Annotated in this window: 11 protein-coding genes; 6 read left to right on the top strand and 5 right to left on the bottom strand. The window is 74.0% G+C overall.

Annotation, left to right across the window (positions count from 1 at the left end; genetic code table 11):
* The first annotated feature begins 47 nt into the window (after window positions 1–47).
* The gene (uvrB, locus tag ACYQ02_RS11525) at window positions 48–2,138 is read left to right on the top strand and encodes an excinuclease ABC subunit UvrB (RefSeq protein ID WP_460040560.1); all 2,091 of its coding nucleotides are present in this window, start codon (window positions 48–50) and stop codon (window positions 2,136–2,138) included.
* Window positions 2,139–2,142: 4 nt separating this feature from the next.
* Complete coding sequence (gene uvrA / locus ACYQ02_RS11520) at window positions 2,143–5,100, top strand: excinuclease ABC subunit UvrA (RefSeq protein WP_460040559.1); 2,958 nt, start codon at window positions 2,143–2,145, stop codon at window positions 5,098–5,100.
* Between the two features lie 24 nt (window positions 5,101–5,124).
* Here uvrA and ACYQ02_RS11515 read toward each other — a convergent pair whose 3' ends face one another.
* Together ACYQ02_RS11515 and ACYQ02_RS11510 are read right to left on the bottom strand one after the other, a co-directional pair.
* Window positions 5,125–6,531, bottom strand: a complete 1,407-nt coding sequence (locus ACYQ02_RS11515; protein ID WP_460040692.1) for an AI-2E family transporter — start codon at window positions 6,529–6,531, stop codon at window positions 5,125–5,127.
* Window positions 6,532–7,006: 475 nt separating this feature from the next.
* Entirely contained in the window at window positions 7,007–8,254 is a 1,248-nt protein-coding gene (locus tag ACYQ02_RS11510) for a radical SAM protein (RefSeq protein ID WP_460040558.1), read from the bottom strand.
* Between the two features lie 144 nt (window positions 8,255–8,398).
* On the opposite strand from ACYQ02_RS11510, the gene uvrC reads away from it, so the two are divergent.
* The 4 genes from uvrC (at window position 8,399) to ACYQ02_RS11490 (ending at window position 14,334) form a co-directional block, all read left to right on the top strand.
* Window positions 8,399–10,531 carry an excinuclease ABC subunit UvrC gene (uvrC, locus tag ACYQ02_RS11505; RefSeq protein WP_460040557.1) on the top strand — a complete coding sequence of 711 codons (2,133 nt, stop codon included), beginning with the start codon at window positions 8,399–8,401 and terminating at the stop codon, window positions 10,529–10,531.
* Between the two features lie 41 nt (window positions 10,532–10,572).
* Window positions 10,573–12,147 carry a thiamine pyrophosphate-binding protein gene (locus ACYQ02_RS11500; protein ID WP_460040556.1) on the top strand — a complete coding sequence of 525 codons (1,575 nt, stop codon included), beginning with the start codon at window positions 10,573–10,575 and terminating at the stop codon, window positions 12,145–12,147.
* A gap of 115 nt (window positions 12,148–12,262) precedes the next feature.
* The gene (locus ACYQ02_RS11495; protein ID WP_460040555.1) at window positions 12,263–13,810 is read left to right on the top strand and encodes a fused MFS/spermidine synthase; all 1,548 of its coding nucleotides are present in this window, start codon (window positions 12,263–12,265) and stop codon (window positions 13,808–13,810) included.
* 173 nt (window positions 13,811–13,983) lie between these two features.
* Window positions 13,984–14,334 (top strand): phage holin family protein, encoded by a 351-nt coding sequence (locus tag ACYQ02_RS11490; RefSeq protein ID WP_460040554.1) that lies wholly within the window; start codon window positions 13,984–13,986, stop codon window positions 14,332–14,334.
* 82 nt (window positions 14,335–14,416) lie between these two features.
* On the opposite strand, the gene aroQ is transcribed toward ACYQ02_RS11490, so the two are convergent.
* From aroQ to aroC, 3 genes are all read right to left on the bottom strand, one after another.
* Window positions 14,417–15,097 (bottom strand): type II 3-dehydroquinate dehydratase, encoded by a 681-nt coding sequence (aroQ, locus tag ACYQ02_RS11485; protein ID WP_460040553.1) that lies wholly within the window; start codon window positions 15,095–15,097, stop codon window positions 14,417–14,419.
* A gap of 119 nt (window positions 15,098–15,216) precedes the next feature.
* Complete coding sequence (gene aroB / locus ACYQ02_RS11480) at window positions 15,217–17,427, bottom strand: 3-dehydroquinate synthase (RefSeq protein WP_460040552.1); 2,211 nt, start codon at window positions 17,425–17,427, stop codon at window positions 15,217–15,219.
* Entirely contained in the window at window positions 17,424–18,758 is a 1,335-nt protein-coding gene (aroC, locus tag ACYQ02_RS11475) for a chorismate synthase (protein WP_460040691.1), read from the bottom strand. The genes aroB and aroC overlap by 4 nt, the downstream gene beginning before the upstream one ends.
* Window positions 18,759–18,761 lie beyond the last annotated feature (3 nt).

Raw genomic sequence — 18,761 nt, 5'->3', positions numbered from 1 at the left:
CCGAGGGGCGCGTCTTTGGGGGCGCAGGGCAGGGGGAGGTGGCAGCGATGCCGGCCTTTCAGGTGGTCTCGGAGTTCGAACCCCGGGGCGATCAGCCCAAGGCCATCGAGGCGATCAGCCGCGCCTTCCGGGAAGGGGCGCAGGTGGTCACCCTGCTGGGCGCCACGGGAACCGGGAAGACGGCCACCATGGCCTGGGTTATCGAGCAGCTGCAGCTCCCCACCCTGGTCATCGCCCACAACAAGACCCTGGCGGGCCAGCTGGCCGCCGAGTTCAAGCAGTTCTTCCCCCACAACGCGGTGGAGTACTTCGTCAGCTACTACGACTACTACCAGCCGGAGGCCTACGTGCCCCAGACGGACACCTACATCGAGAAGGACGCGCTGATCAACGACGAGATCGACAAGCTGCGCCACTCGGCCACCAGCAGCCTGTTCGAGCGCCGGGATGTCATCGTGGTGGCCAGCGTCTCCTGCATCTACGGCCTGGGCGCCCCGGAGGACTACCGGGACCTGGTGCTGTCGCTGCGGGTGGGAAACGAGATGCCGCGGGAGCAGATCCTGCGCAAGCTGGTGGACATCCAGTACACCCGCAACGACGTGGACTTCCAGCGGGGCACCTTCCGGGTGCGGGGCGACGTGATCGAGATCTTCCCCGCCTCCATGGCCGAGCGGGCGATCCGGGTCGAGCTGTTCGGCGACGAGATCGACCGGCTGACGGAGATCGACGCGCTGACGGGGGAGGTCCTGGCGTACCGCGACCACGTGGCGATCTACCCGGCCAGCCACTACGTCACCCACGAGTGGAAGCTCAAGCGGGCCATCGAGTCCATCGAGCGGGAGCTGGAGGAGCGGCTGGCGGAGCTGCGGGCCAAGGACAAGCTCCTGGAGGCGCAGCGCCTCGAGCAGCGCACCCGGTACGACCTGGAGATGCTGCGGGAGGTCGGGTACTGCAGCGGCATCGAGAACTACTCCCGGCATCTGACCGGGCGGGCGCCGGGCGAACCGCCCTACACGCTGCTGGACTACTTCCCGCGCCCGTTCCTCTGCATCATCGACGAGTCCCACGTGACCATCCCCCAGCTGCGGGCCATGTACGAGGGGGAGATGTCCCGCAAGGACTCCCTGATCGAATACGGCTTCCGCCTGCCGTCGGCGCGGGACAACCGGCCGCTCAAGTTCGAGGAGTTCTGGCAGAAGGTGGACCAGGTGCTGTTCGTCTCCGCCACGCCCGGGCCCTTCGAGCGGGAGCGGTCGGAGGTGATCGTCGAGCAGATCGTCCGGCCCACCGGGCTGCTGGACCCGGAGATCGAGGTGCGGCCCACCCGCGGCCAGATCGAAGACCTGCTGGGGGAGATCCGCCAGCGGGTCGAACGCGGCCACCGGGTGCTGGTCACCACCTTGACGAAGCGCATGGCCGAGGACCTGACGGACTACCTGAGGGAGATGGGGGTCAAGGTCCGCTACCTCCACTCGGAGGTCGACACCCTGGAGCGGATGGAGATCATCCGCGACCTGCGGCTGGGCGTGTTCGACGTCCTGGTCGGCATCAACCTGCTGCGGGAGGGGCTCGACCTGCCGGAGGTCTCCCTGGTGGCCATCCTGGACGCCGACAAGGAGGGCTACCTGCGCTCCTCCACGGCCCTGATCCAGACCATCGGGCGCGCGGCCCGGAACGTGGAGGGCAAGGTCATCATGTACGCGGACACCATCACCGACTCCATGCGGGTGGCCATCGAGGAGACCTACCGGCGGCGCAAGATCCAGGAGGAATACAACCGGCGCCACGGCATCACCCCCCAGACGGTGCGCAAGGCGGTGCGGGACGTCATCGAGGCGACCCATGCCGCCGAGCGGCCGCCGGAGTACCTGGCGGGGAAGCGGCTGGCGGACCTGCCGCGTCACCAGATCCCGGACATCGTCAAGAAGCTGCGCCGCGAGATGGAGGAGGCGGCCCGGGATCTGGAGTTCGAACGGGCCGCCCTGCTGCGCGACATGATCCTGGAGCTGGAGGCGCGCCGCCTGGGCCAGCCCGTGGGCCGGGACGGCCTGCGGGCGGCGGTGACGGCGGCGGCGGGTGGCGCCGGTGGCCAGGAACGCCGCCGGGGCCGGAGCCGCGGCGGGCGGGGCGGCAGGTGAGACCATGGGCCAGGATCGTATCGTGATCCGCGGGGCGCGGCAGCACAACCTGAAGAACATCGACCTGGAGCTGCCGCGGGACAAGCTGATCGTCATCACCGGCCTCAGCGGCAGCGGCAAGAGCTCCCTGGCCTTCGACACCCTGTATGCCGAAGGCCAGCGCCGGTACGTGGAGTCCCTCTCGGCTTACGCCCGCCAGTTCCTGGGCCAGATGGACAAGCCCGACGTGGACCTGATCGAGGGGCTGTCGCCAGCCATCTCCATCGACCAGAAGACGACGACCCGCAACCCCCGTTCCACGGTGGGCACGGTGACCGAGATCTACGATTACCTGCGCCTGCTGTTCGCCCGGGTCGGTCACCCCCACTGCCCCAACTGCGGGCGGCCCATCAGCCAGCAGACCGTGGAGCAGATGGTCGACCGGGTGATGGAGCTGCCGGAAGGCACGCGGGTCCAGGTGCTGGCGCCGCTGGTCCGCGGCCGCAAGGGCGAGCACGAGAAGGTGTTCGACGAGGCGCGGCGGGCCGGGTTCGTCCGGGTCCGGATCGACGGCGAGGTACGGGAGCTGGCCGAGCTGCCGGCGGGCTTCAAGCTGGAGAAGAACAAGAAGCACACCATCGAAGTGGTGGTGGACCGGATCGTGGTGCGGCCGGGGGCCCGCACCCGGCTGGCCGACTCCATCGAGACGGCCCTGGGCCTGGCCGAGGGCCTGGTGCTGATCGACGTGGTGGGCGGCGAACCCATGCTGTTCAGCCAGCACTTCGCCTGCCCCGAATGCGGCACCAGCCTGGAAGAGCTCAGCCCCCGGATGTTCTCCTTCAACAGCCCCTACGGGGCTTGTCCCGTTTGTTCGGGCCTGGGCAGCCGGCTGGAGATCGACCCCGAGCTGGTGATCCCGGACCGCCGCAAGTCCCTGGCCGATGGGGCGGTGGTGCCCTGGAGCCGCGGTTCGTCCAACTACTATCCCCAGCTGCTGGCGGCGGTGGCCCGGCACTTCGGCGTCGACTGGGAGGCGCCCCTGGAAGAGGCGGGGGAGGACTTCATCCGCGTCCTGCTCTATGGGACCCGGGAGCCCATCCGCTTCCGCTATGAGAACCGGTACGGGCGGGTGCGGGACCGGTACATCGAGTTCGAGGGCGTGGTGGCCAACCTGGAGCGGCGCTACCGGGAGGCGACCACCGACACCCAGCGGGAAGAGATCGAGCAGTTCATGAGCGCCCATCCCTGCCCGGCTTGCCGCGGGGCGCGGCTGCGGCCCGAGTCCCTGGCGGTGACCGTGGGCGGGAAGAACATCGCCCAGGTCACGGCCATGTCCGTCCGCCAGCTGCTGGCCTTCCTGGACGACCTCCAGCTGTCGGAGCGGGAGGCGGTGATCGCCCGGGAGGTCGTCAAGGAGATCCGGGCGCGGCTGCACTTCCTGGCCGACGTGGGCCTGGACTACCTCACCCTGGACCGGCCGGCGGGCACGTTGTCCGGCGGCGAGGCCCAGCGGATCCGCCTGGCGACCCAGATCGGCTCGGGGCTGGTGGGGGTCCTCTACATCCTGGACGAACCCAGCATCGGGCTCCACCAGCGGGACAACGCCCGGCTCATCGCCACCCTCCAGCGGCTGCGGGATCTGGGCAACACCCTGGTGGTGGTCGAGCACGACCAGGACATGATGGAGGCGGCCGACTTCATCGTCGACATCGGTCCCGGGGCGGGCGAGCACGGCGGCCGGGTGGTGGTGGCCGGGACGCTGGAGGACGTGCTGAACTGCCCGGAGTCGGTGACGGGCCAGTACCTGTCGGGGCGGCGGGCCATCCCGGTGCCGGAGCGGCGGCGCCGCCCCAACGGCCGCTGGCTGGTCGTGCGCGGGGCAAGGGAGCACAACCTGAAGGGCATCGACGTGCGGTTCCCCCTCAACCTCCTGGTTTGCGTGACCGGCGTATCGGGCAGCGGCAAGTCGACCCTGGTCAACGACATCCTCTACCGGCGCCTGGCCCAGCACGTGTACGGGACCCGCACCCGCCCGGGCGAGCACGACGGGATCGAAGGGCTGGAGCACGTGCGCAAGGTGGTGAACGTCGACCAATCACCCATCGGGCGGACGCCGCGGTCGAACCCGGCCACCTATACCGGCGTGTTCGACTTCATCCGGGAGCTCTTCGCCGCGACGCCCGAGGCCCGGATGCGGGGCTACACCAAGGGCCGGTTCAGCTTCAACGTGCGCGGCGGCCGGTGCGAGGCCTGCAACGGCGACGGGATCATCAAGATCGAGATGCACTTCTTGCCCGATGTCTACGTGCCCTGTGAGGTGTGCAAGGGGAAGCGGTACAACCGCGAGACCCTGGAGATCAAGTACAAGGGCAAGTCCATCGCCGACGTCCTGGACATGACGGTGGAAGAGGCCCTGGAGTTCTTCGCCGCGGTGCCCCGGGTGCGCCGCAAGCTACAGACCCTGTACGACGTGGGCTTGGGGTACATCCGCCTGGGCCAGCCGGCCACCGAGCTGTCGGGCGGCGAGGCGCAGCGGGTGAAGCTGGCCACCGAGCTCTCCCGGCGCTCCGACGGCGGCACGGTCTACATCCTGGACGAGCCCACCACCGGCCTGCATTTCGCCGACATCCACCGGCTGGTCGACGTGCTCCAGCGGCTGGTGGACGCCGGCGACACGGTGATCGTCATCGAGCACAACCTCGACGTGGTGAAGGTGGCCGACTGGGTCATCGACCTGGGGCCGGAGGGCGGGGAGGCCGGCGGGCGGGTCGTGGCCGAGGGGCCGCCCGAGGCGATCATGGAGGAACCGGCCTCCTATACCGGGCGTTTTCTCAAGCAGCATCTGGAGCGCCAGGCCCGCCGCGAGCGGGAAGCCCGCCGCGAGCCGGGCGCCGCCGGGGCCGCCGCCGGTCCCGCCGCTTCCGGGCGCCGGGGGGCCTTGGAGCTGGCGGGGGCCGGTTTGTTGACCCCGCCCGCACCCTAACCCCCGTCTCTCCACCCGAACCCCTTAGGCGGGCCGGCGGGTGATGGTGATCCGCGGACCCCGGACCCGGGCGGGCGGCTGGGAGGCCGGCGACCCGGTGGAACCGGCCGGCGCGCCCTGGCAGCCGGGACTTTCGCCGGGGTTGGGTGCCGGGCCTGTGGTTCCGGTGATGTCCTCCTGGTCGCCATCCCGCGGGGCGCCCGCGGGTGGGGCTGCGCCGTGCCGGCCGGCCCCGGAACCCGCTTCGGCAGTCGGGTTCCCGGCCGGACGTGGGCTGCGGCCGGGGCGCCGTGGCCGCCGGCGGCCGGCCCGGCCCGGCGGGTCCTCGCCGCCGTCCTCCGGGGGATGGAACTCGCGCAGCAGGGCCTGGGCCACCGCCACCACCGGCACCGCCAGGATGGCCCCGATCACCCCGGCCACCTCGTAACCGGCCAGGAGGGCCAGCAGGGTGGCCAGCGGATGGAGCCCCACCGCCTGCCCCGTGATGCGCGGAACCAGCAGGTTCCCTTCGACCTGCTGGACGACGATGAAGAACAGGGTCACGTAGAGGACCGCGGGCCAGGGCTGGAACAGGGCCACCAGGATCGCCGGGATGGCGCCGAGCACGGCGCCGACGATGGGCAAGAGCTCCATCACGCCGGCGATCACGCCGAGCAGGGCTGGGTAGGGGATGCCCAGGAGGCTCATCCCGGTCCCGACGGCCAGGCCGATGATCAGCCCCAGCAGCAGCTGCCCGCGCAGGTAGCCGCCGAAGACCCGCAGGGCCACGGCCTGGGCGCGCCGGACGGGCGACCGGTAGCGGGACGGCAGGTAGCTCAGCATCTGCCGGTTGAGCCCCCCGCCGTCGACGACCAGGTAGATCGAGATCACCAGGACCAGCAGGGCGTTGGCCAGGGTGGTTCCCACGCCAGTGATCACCGCGGTGACCCCGGCCAGGATCCGGTTGGTGCTGCCGGCCACCCGCTGCAGGAACTGGCCCGCCAGGTCCTGCGGCTCCAGGCTGACGCCGTACTGGGCCAGGAACCGCTGCAGGTTCTCGATGTACGTCTGAAGGAGCGGCACCGCCTGGGCGACCTGCTCCCGGTACCGGGGCACCGCCCAGAAGAGCTCCTGGGCCTGTTCCTTGATGGGGCCGGCCAGGTAGACCACGCCCAGGGCCAGCAAGGCGACGAAGGCCAGGTACAAAAGCAGCGCCGCCAGGGCCCGGCTGCGCATGCCCCGTTCAAGGAAGCTGACGGCCGGTTCCAGGAGGAAGGCCAGGACCCCCGCCAGGCCCAGCAGGGTCAGGGTGCGGGCAAAGTGGGAGAGCACCCACCACACGAGCCAGAGCACGGCGGCCCCGGCCAGGATGTTGAGCAGGCCCACCAGGGTCGACCAGGCGGGCCCTGCCGGCTCCGGGGGCCGGCCTTCCCGCTGGCTTGGGGGTTCCATCGCCAAAGGACGTTCCCTCCGCCTCCGCCGCCGTCGTGAAGCCCACGGCCGGGTCGGGCAGGGTGGACAAGATGGCCTCGGGCCCACCCCTTCCCCGGCTCAAGGCTACCGGCCCATCTTCGACGACGGGACCGCCGGTTCCCTGCTCGCCGGGGCCACGCAACCGGCCCCGGGGCAGCGCCACCGCTCGGAATCCGGTGTTCTAGCCCCTGTGCGCCCCGGCTTGTGGAACCCGAGCGTTCATGACAACGGTATGGTTCGGCGGTGCAAAGATTATGACCGGCGGAACCTGCGGAACCATGACCGGCGGAACCTGCGGATTGGGTCTCCGGATGGGGGTCCCGGGGCCCCTCAACGGTCTCGCTCCAGGGTCTCCCTCTTGAACGCACCGGCCCGGAACGAACCCGGCGCGGCGCCCGCGGATCCGGCGGCGACCATCCCGTCGGGCGGCATGACGATGCAGGAGGCCCGCGTCTCACCCCTCCACCAGGGGCAGCGCGAGTTGTTGGGGCCCGGCAGGCGGCCTTCCGCGCCGCAAGCGCGGGCCGAGGGCCTGCCGCGCCGAGGCCAGCGACGTCCGGCCGGCCCGGGAGACGGCTGCGTCCCCCGGGGCCTGGGGCGGCCGGCCTTGAACCCGCTGGTGGCCCCGCTCCCGAGGCCCCGTTGCCGAGCCATCCAGGCGAGCCCCGGACCAGCCCGGCCCGGCCGGCAGGCCGTTCGTCCCGGCCCACCCGGGCCGCGCCAGGGCCCGCACCGCCGTCCCGGCGCCGGGCCCGCAGCTGGCGGGGCCGCCCCGTCCGGGCCGGTTCGTCCCCCCGGGCGCCGGGGTCAGGGGGGTGACCCCGCGGGTGGCGGCCGTGGCGGTGCGGGAGCCGCCCAGCCCCCACTTCAACTTGAGGTCCTCGACCCGCCGCAGGATGCTCTCGCGGTAGAAGGGGGCCGCTTCGCGGCCCCGGTACAGGGCCCGGTACATCGGCATCAGGTCGGGGCGCAATTGGGCCAGGGCCGGGAAGACCCACTCCCGCACCCCCGGACCCAGGTGCATCACCCCCGGCCACAGGAAGGCGGCGCCGTGGCGGGCGGCCGCGGCCACCACGGCCTCCAGGTGGTCCCGGTCGTCGGTGATGCCCGGCAGGATGGGGGCCAGGAAGACGCCGGCCCGAACGCCGGCCTGGCGCAGGCGCTGCAGTACCCGCAGCCGCTGAACGGGATGGGGCGTTCCGGGTTCCAGCTGGCGCCAGAGGGCCGGGTCGACCGTCGGGACGGACACGTTCACCGTGCACCCGGCGCGGTGCGAGGCCTCGACCAGCAGGTCCAGGTCCCGCAGGACCAGGGTGCTCTTGGTCGTGATGGAGAAGGGGGTCTCGGCGTCGATCAACGCCCGCAGGATGCCCCGCATCAGGCGGTACTTGCCCTCGATGGGCTGATAGGGGTCGGTGGCGGTGCCGATGGCCACCAGTTCCCGGTTCCAGCCGGGCCGGGACAGGTCCCGGCGCAGGGCCTCCACGGCCCCCTGCTTGACGAAGATCACCGACTCGAAGTCCACCCCGCCGTCCAGACCCAGGTACGGGTGGGTGGCGCGGGCGTAGCAGTACACGCAGCCGTGGGTGCACCCTCGGTACGGATTGATGCTCCAGCGAAAGGGCATGTCGCCGGGCACCCGGTTGATCAGGGTCTTGCACGGCAGCCCGCGGTATTGGATGCGGCGGGCACGGGGACGCACCGAACCACCTCCCCGGCGGCGAGCCGGCTTCCGGCTTGCGAACATGTGTTCCCTTACCGGTGATTGTAGGGGGGAATGGGTGTTCGGTCAAGGGCTGCGGATCGTGCTATGATCAATCTCGTGGCGGGAAAGGAGGGGGCGCCGGTGCCGGCCGGCAAGCGCCGGAGCGACGACGATCGGGCCGCGGCCGGGCCCGGGGTTCTCGAAGGCGATGACGGGGAGACGAAGGGCGGCGCGACCGGCGGCGCCCAGGGGGAACAGCCGTCCCTGCGCCGGCGGGTGGCCGAGCTGCCCGAGCAGCCCGGGGTGTACCTGTTCAAGGATGGCGAGGGCCAGGTGCTCTATGTCGGCAAGGCCCGGTCCCTCCGCCAGCGGGTGCGCTCCTACTTCCAGTCCGCCCGCCACCTGCCCCCCCGCATCCGGCGGATGGTGGAACGGGCCGCCGACCTGGAGTTCATCGTCACCCGCAACGAGGTCGAGGCCCTGGTCCTGGAGAACACGCTGATCAAGCGTTACCGGCCCCGCTACAACGTCCGGCTGCGGGACGACAAGACCTACCCCTACCTCAAGATCCACGTGCAGGAGGACTGGCCGCGGGTCAGCATCGCCCGCCAGGTCCAGGACGACGGCGCCCGTTACTTCGGGCCGTACACCTATTCCGCCTCCCTGCAGGAGGCGCTGCGCCTGATCCGGCGGGTCTTCCCCTATCGCAGCTGTTCCGACCACCGGCTGCGGCGGGGCGGCCGCCCGTGCCTGCACTACTACATCGGCCGTTGCCTGGCGCCGTGCGCCGCCCTCTGCGACCGGCAGACCTACGACGCCATGATCAGGGACCTGATCGCCTTCCTGGAGGGGCGTTCCCGGTCGGTCCTGGAGCGGGTGGAGGCGGAGATGCAGGCGGCCGCGGCCCGCTGGGAGTTCGAGCGGGCGGCGGAGCTCCGGGACCAGTTGCGGGCCCTGCACCAGGTCCTGGAACAGCAACAGGTGGCCAGCCCCCGCCGCGGGGAGGAGGACGCCATCGGCCTGGCCCGGGAGGGCGACCGGGCCCACGCCCAGGTCTTCTTCGTCCGCGAGGGCCGGGTGATCGGCCGCGAGCAGCTGTCGCTGACGGGCGTGGAAGGCCTGGACGACGGGGAACTGCTGGCCGCCTTCCTCACCCAGTACTACGGCCGGGCTACCTTCATCCCCCGGGAGATCCTGCTGCCCGCGGACCTGCCCCCGGGCGAGGCGGAGGTGATCGGCCGCTGGCTCAGCCAGCGCCGGGGCGTGCAGGTCCGCCTGCACCGGCCCCAGCGGGGCACCAAGCGCCGCTGGGTCGAACTGGCCGAGCGCAATGCCCGCCTGCTGCTGGCCCAGGCCGAGACCGACGAGCAGGTGCGCCGGGACCGGTCGCGCCGCGCCCTGGACGAGCTGGCCCGTTACCTGGAACTGGACGAACCGCCGCGGCGCATCGAGTGCTACGACATCTCGAACCTTCAGGGCGCCCAGCCCGTGGGGTCCATGGTGGTGATGATCGACGGCGAGCCGGCCAAGGCCGAGTACCGCCGCTTCCGCATCCGCACCGTGGAGGCGCCCAACGACTTCGCCAGCATGCAGGAGGTCCTCTACCGCCGCCTGCGCCGGGGGTTGGAGGCCCAGGGCGTGCCGGTGGAGGGCGCGGTGCCGTCGACCGAGCCAGTAGCCGGTGGCCGGGACCGGCCGGAGGGGGACGAACCGGCCGGGCCGGCGGAGCCTCCCGCCGCCGGCTCCCGCCGCGTCCCGCCGGGTCCCGGGGACGAACCCGCCCGGGGCTTTGCCGACCTCCCGGACCTGATCCTGATCGACGGTGGCAAGGGCCAGCTGTCGGCGGCCCAGGAGGTGCTGGACCGGTTGGGCCTGGTGGACATCCCGGTCTTCGCCCTGGCCAAGCGGTTCGAGCTGGTCTTCGCGCCGGACCGCTCCGATCCCATCGTCATCCCCCGGGACTCGCCCGCCCTGCACCTGCTGCAGCGGATCCGGGACGAGGCCCATCGCTTCGCCCTGACCTATCACCGCCAGCTGCGGCAGCGGGCGGGGCTGCACTCGGTGCTGGAAGAGCTGCCGGGCATCGGGCCGCGGCGGCGCAAGGCCCTGCTGGAGGCCTTTGGATCCCTGGACGCCATCGCCCGGGCCAGCGAAGACGAGCTGGCCGCCGTACCGGGGATGAACCGGGCGGCCGCCCGCGCCGTCTACCGGGCCTTCCACCGGCTGCCCTCGCCCGGCGGCGCGGCCGAGGGCGATGGGCCCCACGCGGATTGACGATGGACGGGACGGCCGATGCCGGAAGGAGATGAGCACGGATGACCACGGAACACTGGGAACAGCCCTTGGCCGACCGGTTGCGCCCCTTCGAGCCGGCCCTGGTGGTGACCACGGGGGCGCCCTTGCCGGCCCCCCTGGCCGCCGCGGCGGCCGACGGGGCCGCCCGGGCGACGGGGCGGCCGGCGGTGGTGCTGGCCGGCTCCGGCGCGGAGCTGAACGCGATGCTGCCCGCCCTGGCGGTGGCCGACGCGGACTCGGTACCGCTGATCGTCCTGGTCCGGGCGGGCACCGCAGCCGACCTGGAGGCCGGCCGGGAGCGGCCGGGTGCCCTGCCCGACGCCCTGCGGCTGACCGAGCCGGTGACCGGCTGGAACACGCGGGTCGACCGGCCCGAGGACCTGGATCTGGTGCTGGAGGCGGCCTTCACCGACCTGGCCCGCCGGCGGCCCCGGCCGCTGCTGATCGAGCTGGCCGCGGAGGCCGTCCCCCGGCTTCGCCTGGTGGAGCGGGAGGGCGCGGCCGGCAACCGGGTGATCCCCTTCCCCGGCGACGGTCTCGAACCCGGCGCTCCCTCTACCGGGCGCGGGGCCGATCCCGTCGACCGCCGTTGGATCGACCAGGTGGCCGCGGCCCTGGTGCGGGGCCGCCAGCCGGCCATCGTCGCCGGCGGCGGGGCCGCCGAGGCCGCCGGCAGCCTGCGCCAGCTGGCGGAAGCCCTGGGCACGCCGGTGTTCCTCACCCTGGCCGGCCGGGGCCTGCTGCCCGCCCATCACCCCCTGGTCGTCGAGGACCTGGCCGCGGCGCCGGCCCGCCGCTTCCTGGAGGAGGCCGACGTGCTGCTGGTGGTCGGCACCACCCTGTCCCCCGCCGAGCACGGCGACCTGAACGTCAAGGGCCGGGTCGTCCACATCGACCGGGACGTGGAGCGGCTGGGGCGCAACGTCCCGGTGTGGCTGGCCCTGCCCGGCGACGCCGGCCCCGTGCTGGCGGCCCTGGTGCGCCGGGTCGAGGCGGAGCAGGCCCGGCCGGGCGGTCCCGAGATGTACCTGGGGGCGACCGGGCCGGACCAGCGGCGCCGGGCGGTGGCCCGGCTCAAGGACGACCTGGCGGCCGCGCCGCCGGCCGTGGCCTCGGCCACCGCGGCCTGGCTCCGGGAATTGGACCCGCGGTTGACGGCCGCCGAGCCGGGCGCCGTCAGCGTCGCCGAGGCGACCCTGCTGCCCGTGCCCGGACCCCGGTCCCTGCTGGTCCCGGTGCGGCTCGGCCAGCCGGGCTACGCGATCCCGGCGGCGTGGGGGGCGGTGCGGGCCACCGGGCGCCCGGCCCGGGCCATCACCTCGGCGGCGGGCCTCTGGGCCGCGGCGGCGGTCCTGCCCTGGCTCTCGATCCTGGCGGCCGACCTGGAGGTCCTGGTGCGGCTGGACGGGGATGGGGACGAGGCGGCCCGGGAGGCGTTTGCGGAGGCGGGTTGGGCCGGGGCGGGGCGATCGGCAGAGGGCGCGGTGGTCGCCGAGTTCTTCCGGCGGGCCGTCCCCGCCCTGGCCCTGGAATGGGACGAACCGGCCCCCGGCCGCGGTGTGCCCTTCGCCCGCCTGCGCCCGGCCCTGGCGTAGGGAGCGGGCGTCCCCGTGGCGAAGCCTCTTCCGACGGCGCCGCGGCCAGCCGGATGGCGACCGCGGCGGCCCTCCGGCCGGGAGCCACCGGCCGGACGGATGGAGGCACGACGCCATGGTGGCCTTGACCGCCTTCTTCGCCGGGGCCGTGCTGATGGCCCTGGAGCTCCTGGGCAGCCGGCTTCTGGCCCCCACCTTGGGGAGCTCCATCTTCGTGTGGGGCAGCTTGATCGGGGTCGTCCTGACCGCCCTGAGCCTGGGATACGCCCTGGGTGGGGCGGCGGCCGATCGCTGGCCCACCCGGGCCGGCCCCGCCCTGGTGCTGGTGCTGGCGGCGGGGTGGACCCTGCTGCTGGCGGCCCGGGGGGAGAGCTGGGTCGCCGCCCTGGCCGGGCGGGCGGCCGACCCCCGGGGCGGCGCCCTGCTGGCCTCGGCGTGCCTGTTCCTCCCGCCGGGGATCCTGCTGGGCAGCATCTCCCCCTGGGTGGTGCGGCTGGCGGCGCCGGCGACCCAGCGGGTCGGGCGGGTGGCCGGCAACCTCTACGCCATCTCCAATGCCGGCAGCATCGCCGGCACCCTGGCCACGTCCTTCTGGCTGATCCCCTGGTGGCCGGCGGGGACGATCCTTCAGGTCCTGGCCGCCATCCTGGCGGCCGTGGCCTTGCTCCTGGCCGGCCGCCGCCACCTGGCCGTCGCCTTGCCGGCGGCGGCGGTGCTGGGCCTGGCGGTGGTCCCGGCGCCGGCCGCCCCGGCCGTCACCGCCGACGGGGCGCGGATCGTCTTCCAGAAGAACACCCTCTACCACCACCTGCGGGTCGAAGATCGGGGGGACAGCCGGTTCCTCCGCTTCGACAACTCCTGGCAGAGCGGGATGTACCTGCACGACCCGGTGACGGCCCGCTTCGAGTACACCGACGTGATGCATGCGGGGTGGGCCCTCAACCCCCAGGCGCAGAAGGTCCTGCTGGTCGGCCTGGGCGGCGGCTCGATCCCCAAGCGGGTGCTGTCCTCCTACCCCGGCGTGTCCATCGACGTGGCCGAACTGGACCCGGTGGTGGTCGACGTGGCCCGCCGGTTCTTCCACCTGCCCAGCGACCCGCGGCTGCGGGTGTTCGTGGAGGACGGCCGCCGGTTCGTCCGCCGCTCGCCGGAGCGGTACGACCTGGTCCTGCTGGACGCCTACTACGCCGACGCCATCCCCTTCCACCTCACCACCCGCCAGTTCCTGGAGGAGGTCAAGGGGCGGCTCGCGCCGGGCGGGGTCGTGGTGGCCAACGTCATCGGGTCCCTGGAGGGACCCCGCAGCGCCCTGTTGCGGGCCTTCTACCGCACCTACCGGGAAGTGTTCCCCGAGGTCTACCTGTTGCCCGTCCTGCCGGTGGAACCGGCGGAGCTGCAGAACGTGATCCTCCTGGCCCGGGAGGACCGGGATGCCCCGGGACCCCTCTCGGCGGAGGAACTGGCCCAGGCCATCGGCCGCTGGACCGCCCGCCACCCGGAGCTGGAGGCGCTGGCCGCCGCGGCCGGGTGGATCTACGACCGGCCGGTGCCCGTCGACGACGTGCCCGTGCTGGAGGACGACTACGCCCCCGTGGATGCCCTGCTCCACTTCGAGGGGCAGGATCCCCTGTCGCAGATCCTGCGGCCGGGCGGCGGGCGATAGGGGGGCAGGCGGGGTACGCGACTCTGGGCCGGTCCCGGTTCCGGGCGGAGGTTTGGAAGCACGGGGGCGGCGCCCGGCCGGTCGGGGCCGTCCCTGGGCCCAAAGGCGTTCCGATCCCGAGGCGGGCCGCCCTGGATCGGTGCCGGCGGGGATTGCAGGGGAGGGATGGGGCGATGAGCCTGCTGATTCGCTGGCTGATCAGCGCCGGGTCCATTCTGCTGGTGGCCTGGTTGCTGGAGGGGATCGACGTCAGCGGGCCGGGGGCGGCCCTGGTGGCCGCGCTGGTGCTCGGCCTGGTCAACGCGGTGATCCGGCCGGTGGTGCTGTTCCTGACCATGCCCATCGGCTGCCTGACCCTGGGCCTCTTCACCTTCGTGGTCAACGCCCTGATGTTCTGGCTGGTGGGGGCGGTCGTCGACGGGTTCGAGGTGGAGGGCTTCGTGCCGGCCCTGATCGGCTCGCTGCTGGTCAGCGTGGTCAGCACCGTGGCGAACCGGCTCTGGGCGGATCGGGGGGAGCGGTAAGGCCATCGGGCCACGGGGCCATCAGGCCATCAGGTCCCTGGCCGCGGGCCCTCAGGTGACGGCCGGCGGCCGCCGCCGGAGGCTAGCGGGCCGGGCCCGCCGGCGCGGCCGGTGTGGCCGGTTCGTCCGGCGGGGCGGGTCGTTGCGATGCCGGTTGGGCCGGCGCCAGGGGGTCACCGGGGGAAGCCACCCCGCCGGGGGCGGCCAGCGCCTCGAGGGCCAGCAGGTAGCTCCACACGCCCAGGCCGCTGATCACCCCGCGGCAGGCGCCCGCGGTGAGCAGCCGGTGGCGGAAGGGCTCCCGGGCGTGGACGTTGCTGAGATGAACTTCGATCACCGGCACCCCCAGCCCCTCCACGGCGGCCACGGCGTCCCGCAAGGCCACGCTGGTGTGAGCATAGCCGCCGGGGTTGAGGATCACGCCCCGGTAGCGGCCGGGCGCCTGGTGCAGCCGGTCGATCAGGGCCCCCTCGTGGTTGCTTTGGAAGCAGTCCACGGCGATCCCGTAGCGGGCCGCCCGCTGCCGCAGGGCCGCGTCCACCTCCGCCAGGGTGAGGCGGCCGTAGACCTCGGGTTCCCGCCGGCCCAGGAGGTTGAGGTTCGGCCCGTGCAGGACCAGGATCCGGCTGGCGGCCGGTGTCCCGGCTCCCGCTGGGCCCGCGGCGTCCTCCGGCGGATGGGCCGCCGGTGCGGCCGGGGCATTGGCCTTTGGCATCGCTGGTTTTTGTTGCGGCGTCGCCGGTTCCTGGGGCGCCGGTGTCACGGCGGTCCCCACCTCCCTCTCAGGGTGCTCCGCTCGCCCGCTGGCCGGTGTCGCCGGTTGGCGGGCGTCGCCGGCCGGCCGCCAGGCCGGGCGCCAGCCGGGCCTCGGCCGGGCGGCGGCTAGGCCGGGAGCCGGCCGGCCAGGGAGTCCTTGACCAGCTCCTCGACCAGGGCCGGGGGCACGTCGTCCCGCAGGTGGACCCGGCCCGGGGTGCCCAGCAGGACGAACCGGACGCGCCCTTGCCGGTTCTTCTTGTCGTGGCGCAGCCGCCCCAGCAGGTCCTGGGCGCCGGGCGGGTCGACCGCCCACGCCCGGCAGGCCTCCGCCAGGGTGACGGGCAGGCCGAGGCGGGCCAGCAGGTCCTGGACCCGGGCGGCCAGCCCCCGGGGCGCCAGGCCCAGCCGCTCCGACAGGGCCAGCGCCAGGGCCAGGCCGGCGGCCACCGCGTCGCCGTGGGGGACCCGGTACCCCGTCGCGGCCTCCAGGGCGTGGGCGAAGGTGTGCCCCAGGTTGAGGAAGGCCCGCGGGCCCCGTTCCTCCGGGTCCTGGGCCACGATCCGTGCCTTGACGGCCACCGAGCGGGCGATCAGGGGCGCCAGCCCCGCCGGATCCCGGTCCAGCAGCAGGGGGACGGCCCGTTCGAGGGCGGCCAGGTGGTCGGTGCCGTCCAGCAGGGCGTGCTTCACCATCTCCGCCAGGCCGCCCCGGTAGGCGGCCTGTGGCTGGGTGGCCAAGGTGGCCGGGTCGGCCACCACCAGCCGGGGCTGGTGGAAGGCGCCGATCAGGTTCTTGGCCCGGGGGTGGTTGACCGCCACCTTGCCGCCGGTGCTGGCGTCCACCTGGGCCAGCAGGGTGGTGGGAAGCTGGGCGAAGGCGATCCCCCGCATGTAGGTGGCGGCGACGAACCCTGCCAGGTCACCGACGACGCCCCCGCCCAGGGCGACGACCCACCCGTCGCGGCCGGCGCCGGCCTCCACCAGGCGGTCGTAGAGGGCCGCGGCCTGCTCCAGGGACTTGGCCTCCTCGCCCGCGGGCACCACGGCCCGGGCCACCCGGAACCCGGCCCGCTCCAGGGCGGCGGCGACCCGCTGGCCGTAGAGGGCCGAGACCACCGGGTCGCTGACCAGAAGGGCGACGGGCCCACCGCCGCCACCCGCCGGCACCGGCGGGGCGGATCCGGCGTTGACCGGGGTACTGCCGGCGCCAGGGCCGCCAGCGGGGACCGTGGCCTCGGGAGGGGACCCACCGGAAAGCCGTTCCCCCGCGGTCGCGAGGCGGATCAACTCGTCCAGGGCGACGCCCGGTCCCCCGGGCGCCGCCACCACCCCCGGCAGGACCCAGAGGGGATAGCGCTGGGGGCCGGCCTCGACGATCAGATCGGGCCGGGGTGCCCCCGCCGCGGATCCGGTCCTCTCGGGGGATGTCGTCCGGGGGGCTGAAACCACCGCGACCCCCTCCCTGCCGGCGACGGCGGGAGAGGACCCCTCCACGGGGACGGGGAGCGGCTGCGGCGCGGGGGTGCCGGCCCCGGCCCCCGCATGGCCGGCGAGGCCCAGCCGTCCCAGGACGTCCTCCACCACCTGCTCGACGGTGCGGCCGGTGGTGTCGACCCGGTGGCGGGCGACGGCTGCGTAGAAGGCGCTCCGGGCGGCCAGGAGGCCGGCCAGCCGCCGGGTGAGGGCGGCGGGCGCGGCGGCGGTGAGGGCACCGGGGGCGGCGTGGGCGTGGGGGGCCATGCCGGACCCGCCGGCGGTGGGTTCGGGGCCGGGATCGGCGCCGGTGGTGGCGGGGTGAGGCGGCACGACCGCGGGATGCTCCCAGGCGGCGCGGTGCTCGGCGGAGCCGGCCGCCGCCGGTCCCGCCGAGCCGGTGACGACGCCCTCGGCCACTCCGCCGGGGCCGTCGCCTGCCGCCGGGGCCAGCAGGGGGCGGGTGGCCGCCCCCGGGCCCGCCAGGCGCCGGGCCAGTTCGTCCGGCGGGGCCTCCAGCCAGACCACCCAGGGTTCGGCCGCCAGCCGCTGCCGGTTCGCCGCCGACAGGACGACCCCGCCGCCCGTAGCGATCACCACCCGCTCCAGGGCGAGGGCCGTGGCCAGCGCCCCTTCCTCCCGCCGGCGGAAGCCGGCCTCCCCCTCCTGGGCGAAGATGGCGGGGACGTCCCGGCCCGCCGACTGCTCGATCAGCTCATCCAGGTCCAAGAAGGCCCAGCCCAGCCGCCCGGCCAGGGCCCGTCCCACCGTGGTCTTGCCGGCGCCCATCAGGCCGATCAGGATGAGCCGCCGCGGCTGCGGCAGGCCTGGCGGCTGGGGCTGCCGCGGACCCTGGGTCACCGGGATTCCTCCTCCCCGGCGCCACCGGTGGGGCCGGCCACCCACGCGGCCAGGCGCTCGCAGTAGGCTGCGTAGTTCCGGCGGATCTCGTCGATGCTGTCGCCGCCGAACTTCTCCAGCCAGGCGGAGGCCAGCTCCAGGGCGACGATGGCCTCGCCGACTACCGCCGCCGCCGGGACGGCGCAGATGTCGGACCGCTCGTGGTGGGCGGCGAAGGGCTCACCCGTCAGCAAGTCCGCCGACGGCAGGGGCCGGCGTAGGGTGGCGATGGGCTTCATCGCCGCCCGCAGGACCAGGGGCTCGCCGTTGGTAATGCCGCCTTCGATGCCCCCGGCGCCGTTGCGATACCGGAAGAACCCGGCCGCCGGGCCCCGCCAGCCGTCAGCGCCGGCCCGGACGGCGGCCGCCGCCGCTCCCGCGGGGGGCCGGCCCGTCGCCGGGGGCCGGCGGAAGCCGATGGGGTCGTGGACCCGGGAGCCCGGCAGGGCGGCCGCCGCAAAGCCCAGGCCGACCTCCACCCCCTTGATGGCGTTGAGGGCCATCAAGGCCCCCGCCAGCCGCCCTTCCAGGCGCCGGTCGCCGCTGACGTGGCTGCCCAGACCGGCGGGCACCCCGGTGACCAGGATCTCGAACACGCCCCCCAGGGTGTCGCCGGCCTGCCCGGCGGCCCGGATCGCCTCCACCATCCGCTCCGACGCCGCGGGGTCCGGGCAGCGGACGGGGGACGCCTCGGTGGCCGCTTCCAGGGCGTCCGGGTCGACCCGCGGCTGCCCGTCTTCACCGTAGTCCAGGGCGGGGGAGGGGATGGCCACCTCCCCGATGCGCAGCACGTAGCTCTGGATGCGCACGCCGAACAAGCCAAGGAGCTTGCGGGCGACGGCCCCGGCGGCCACCCGCGCCGCCGTCTCCCGGGCGCTGGCCCGCTCCAGCACGTCCCGGATGTCCCGGGCGCCGTACTTCAGCGCCCCGGCCAGGTCGGCGTGGCCCGGGCGGGGCCGGGTGACGGGCTCCAGCCGCCAGTCCGCCGCGGCGCCGGCCTGGGCGGCGGGATCGAGGGGTTCTGGCGCCATGGCCCGCTCCCAGTTGGCCCAGTCCCGGTTGGGAATCCACAAGGCGATGGGGCTGCCCAGGGTCCGCCCGTGACGAACCCCGCCGACGATCCGCACCCGGTCCTGTTCGATCTTCATCCGGCCGCCCCGGCCGTAGCCCCGCTGGCGCCGGGCCAGGTCCCGGTCGATGTCGGCGGCGGTGAGGGGAAGGCCGTAGGGGATCCCCTCCAGCACCGCGACCAGGCCGGGCCCGTGGGACTCTCCCGCGGTGAGCAGCCGCAAGGC

Source organism: Thermaerobacter litoralis (assembly GCF_054654595.1).
Note: the sequence above shows the minus strand (reverse complement) of the source record. Positions and strands in the feature narration are given on the sequence as shown.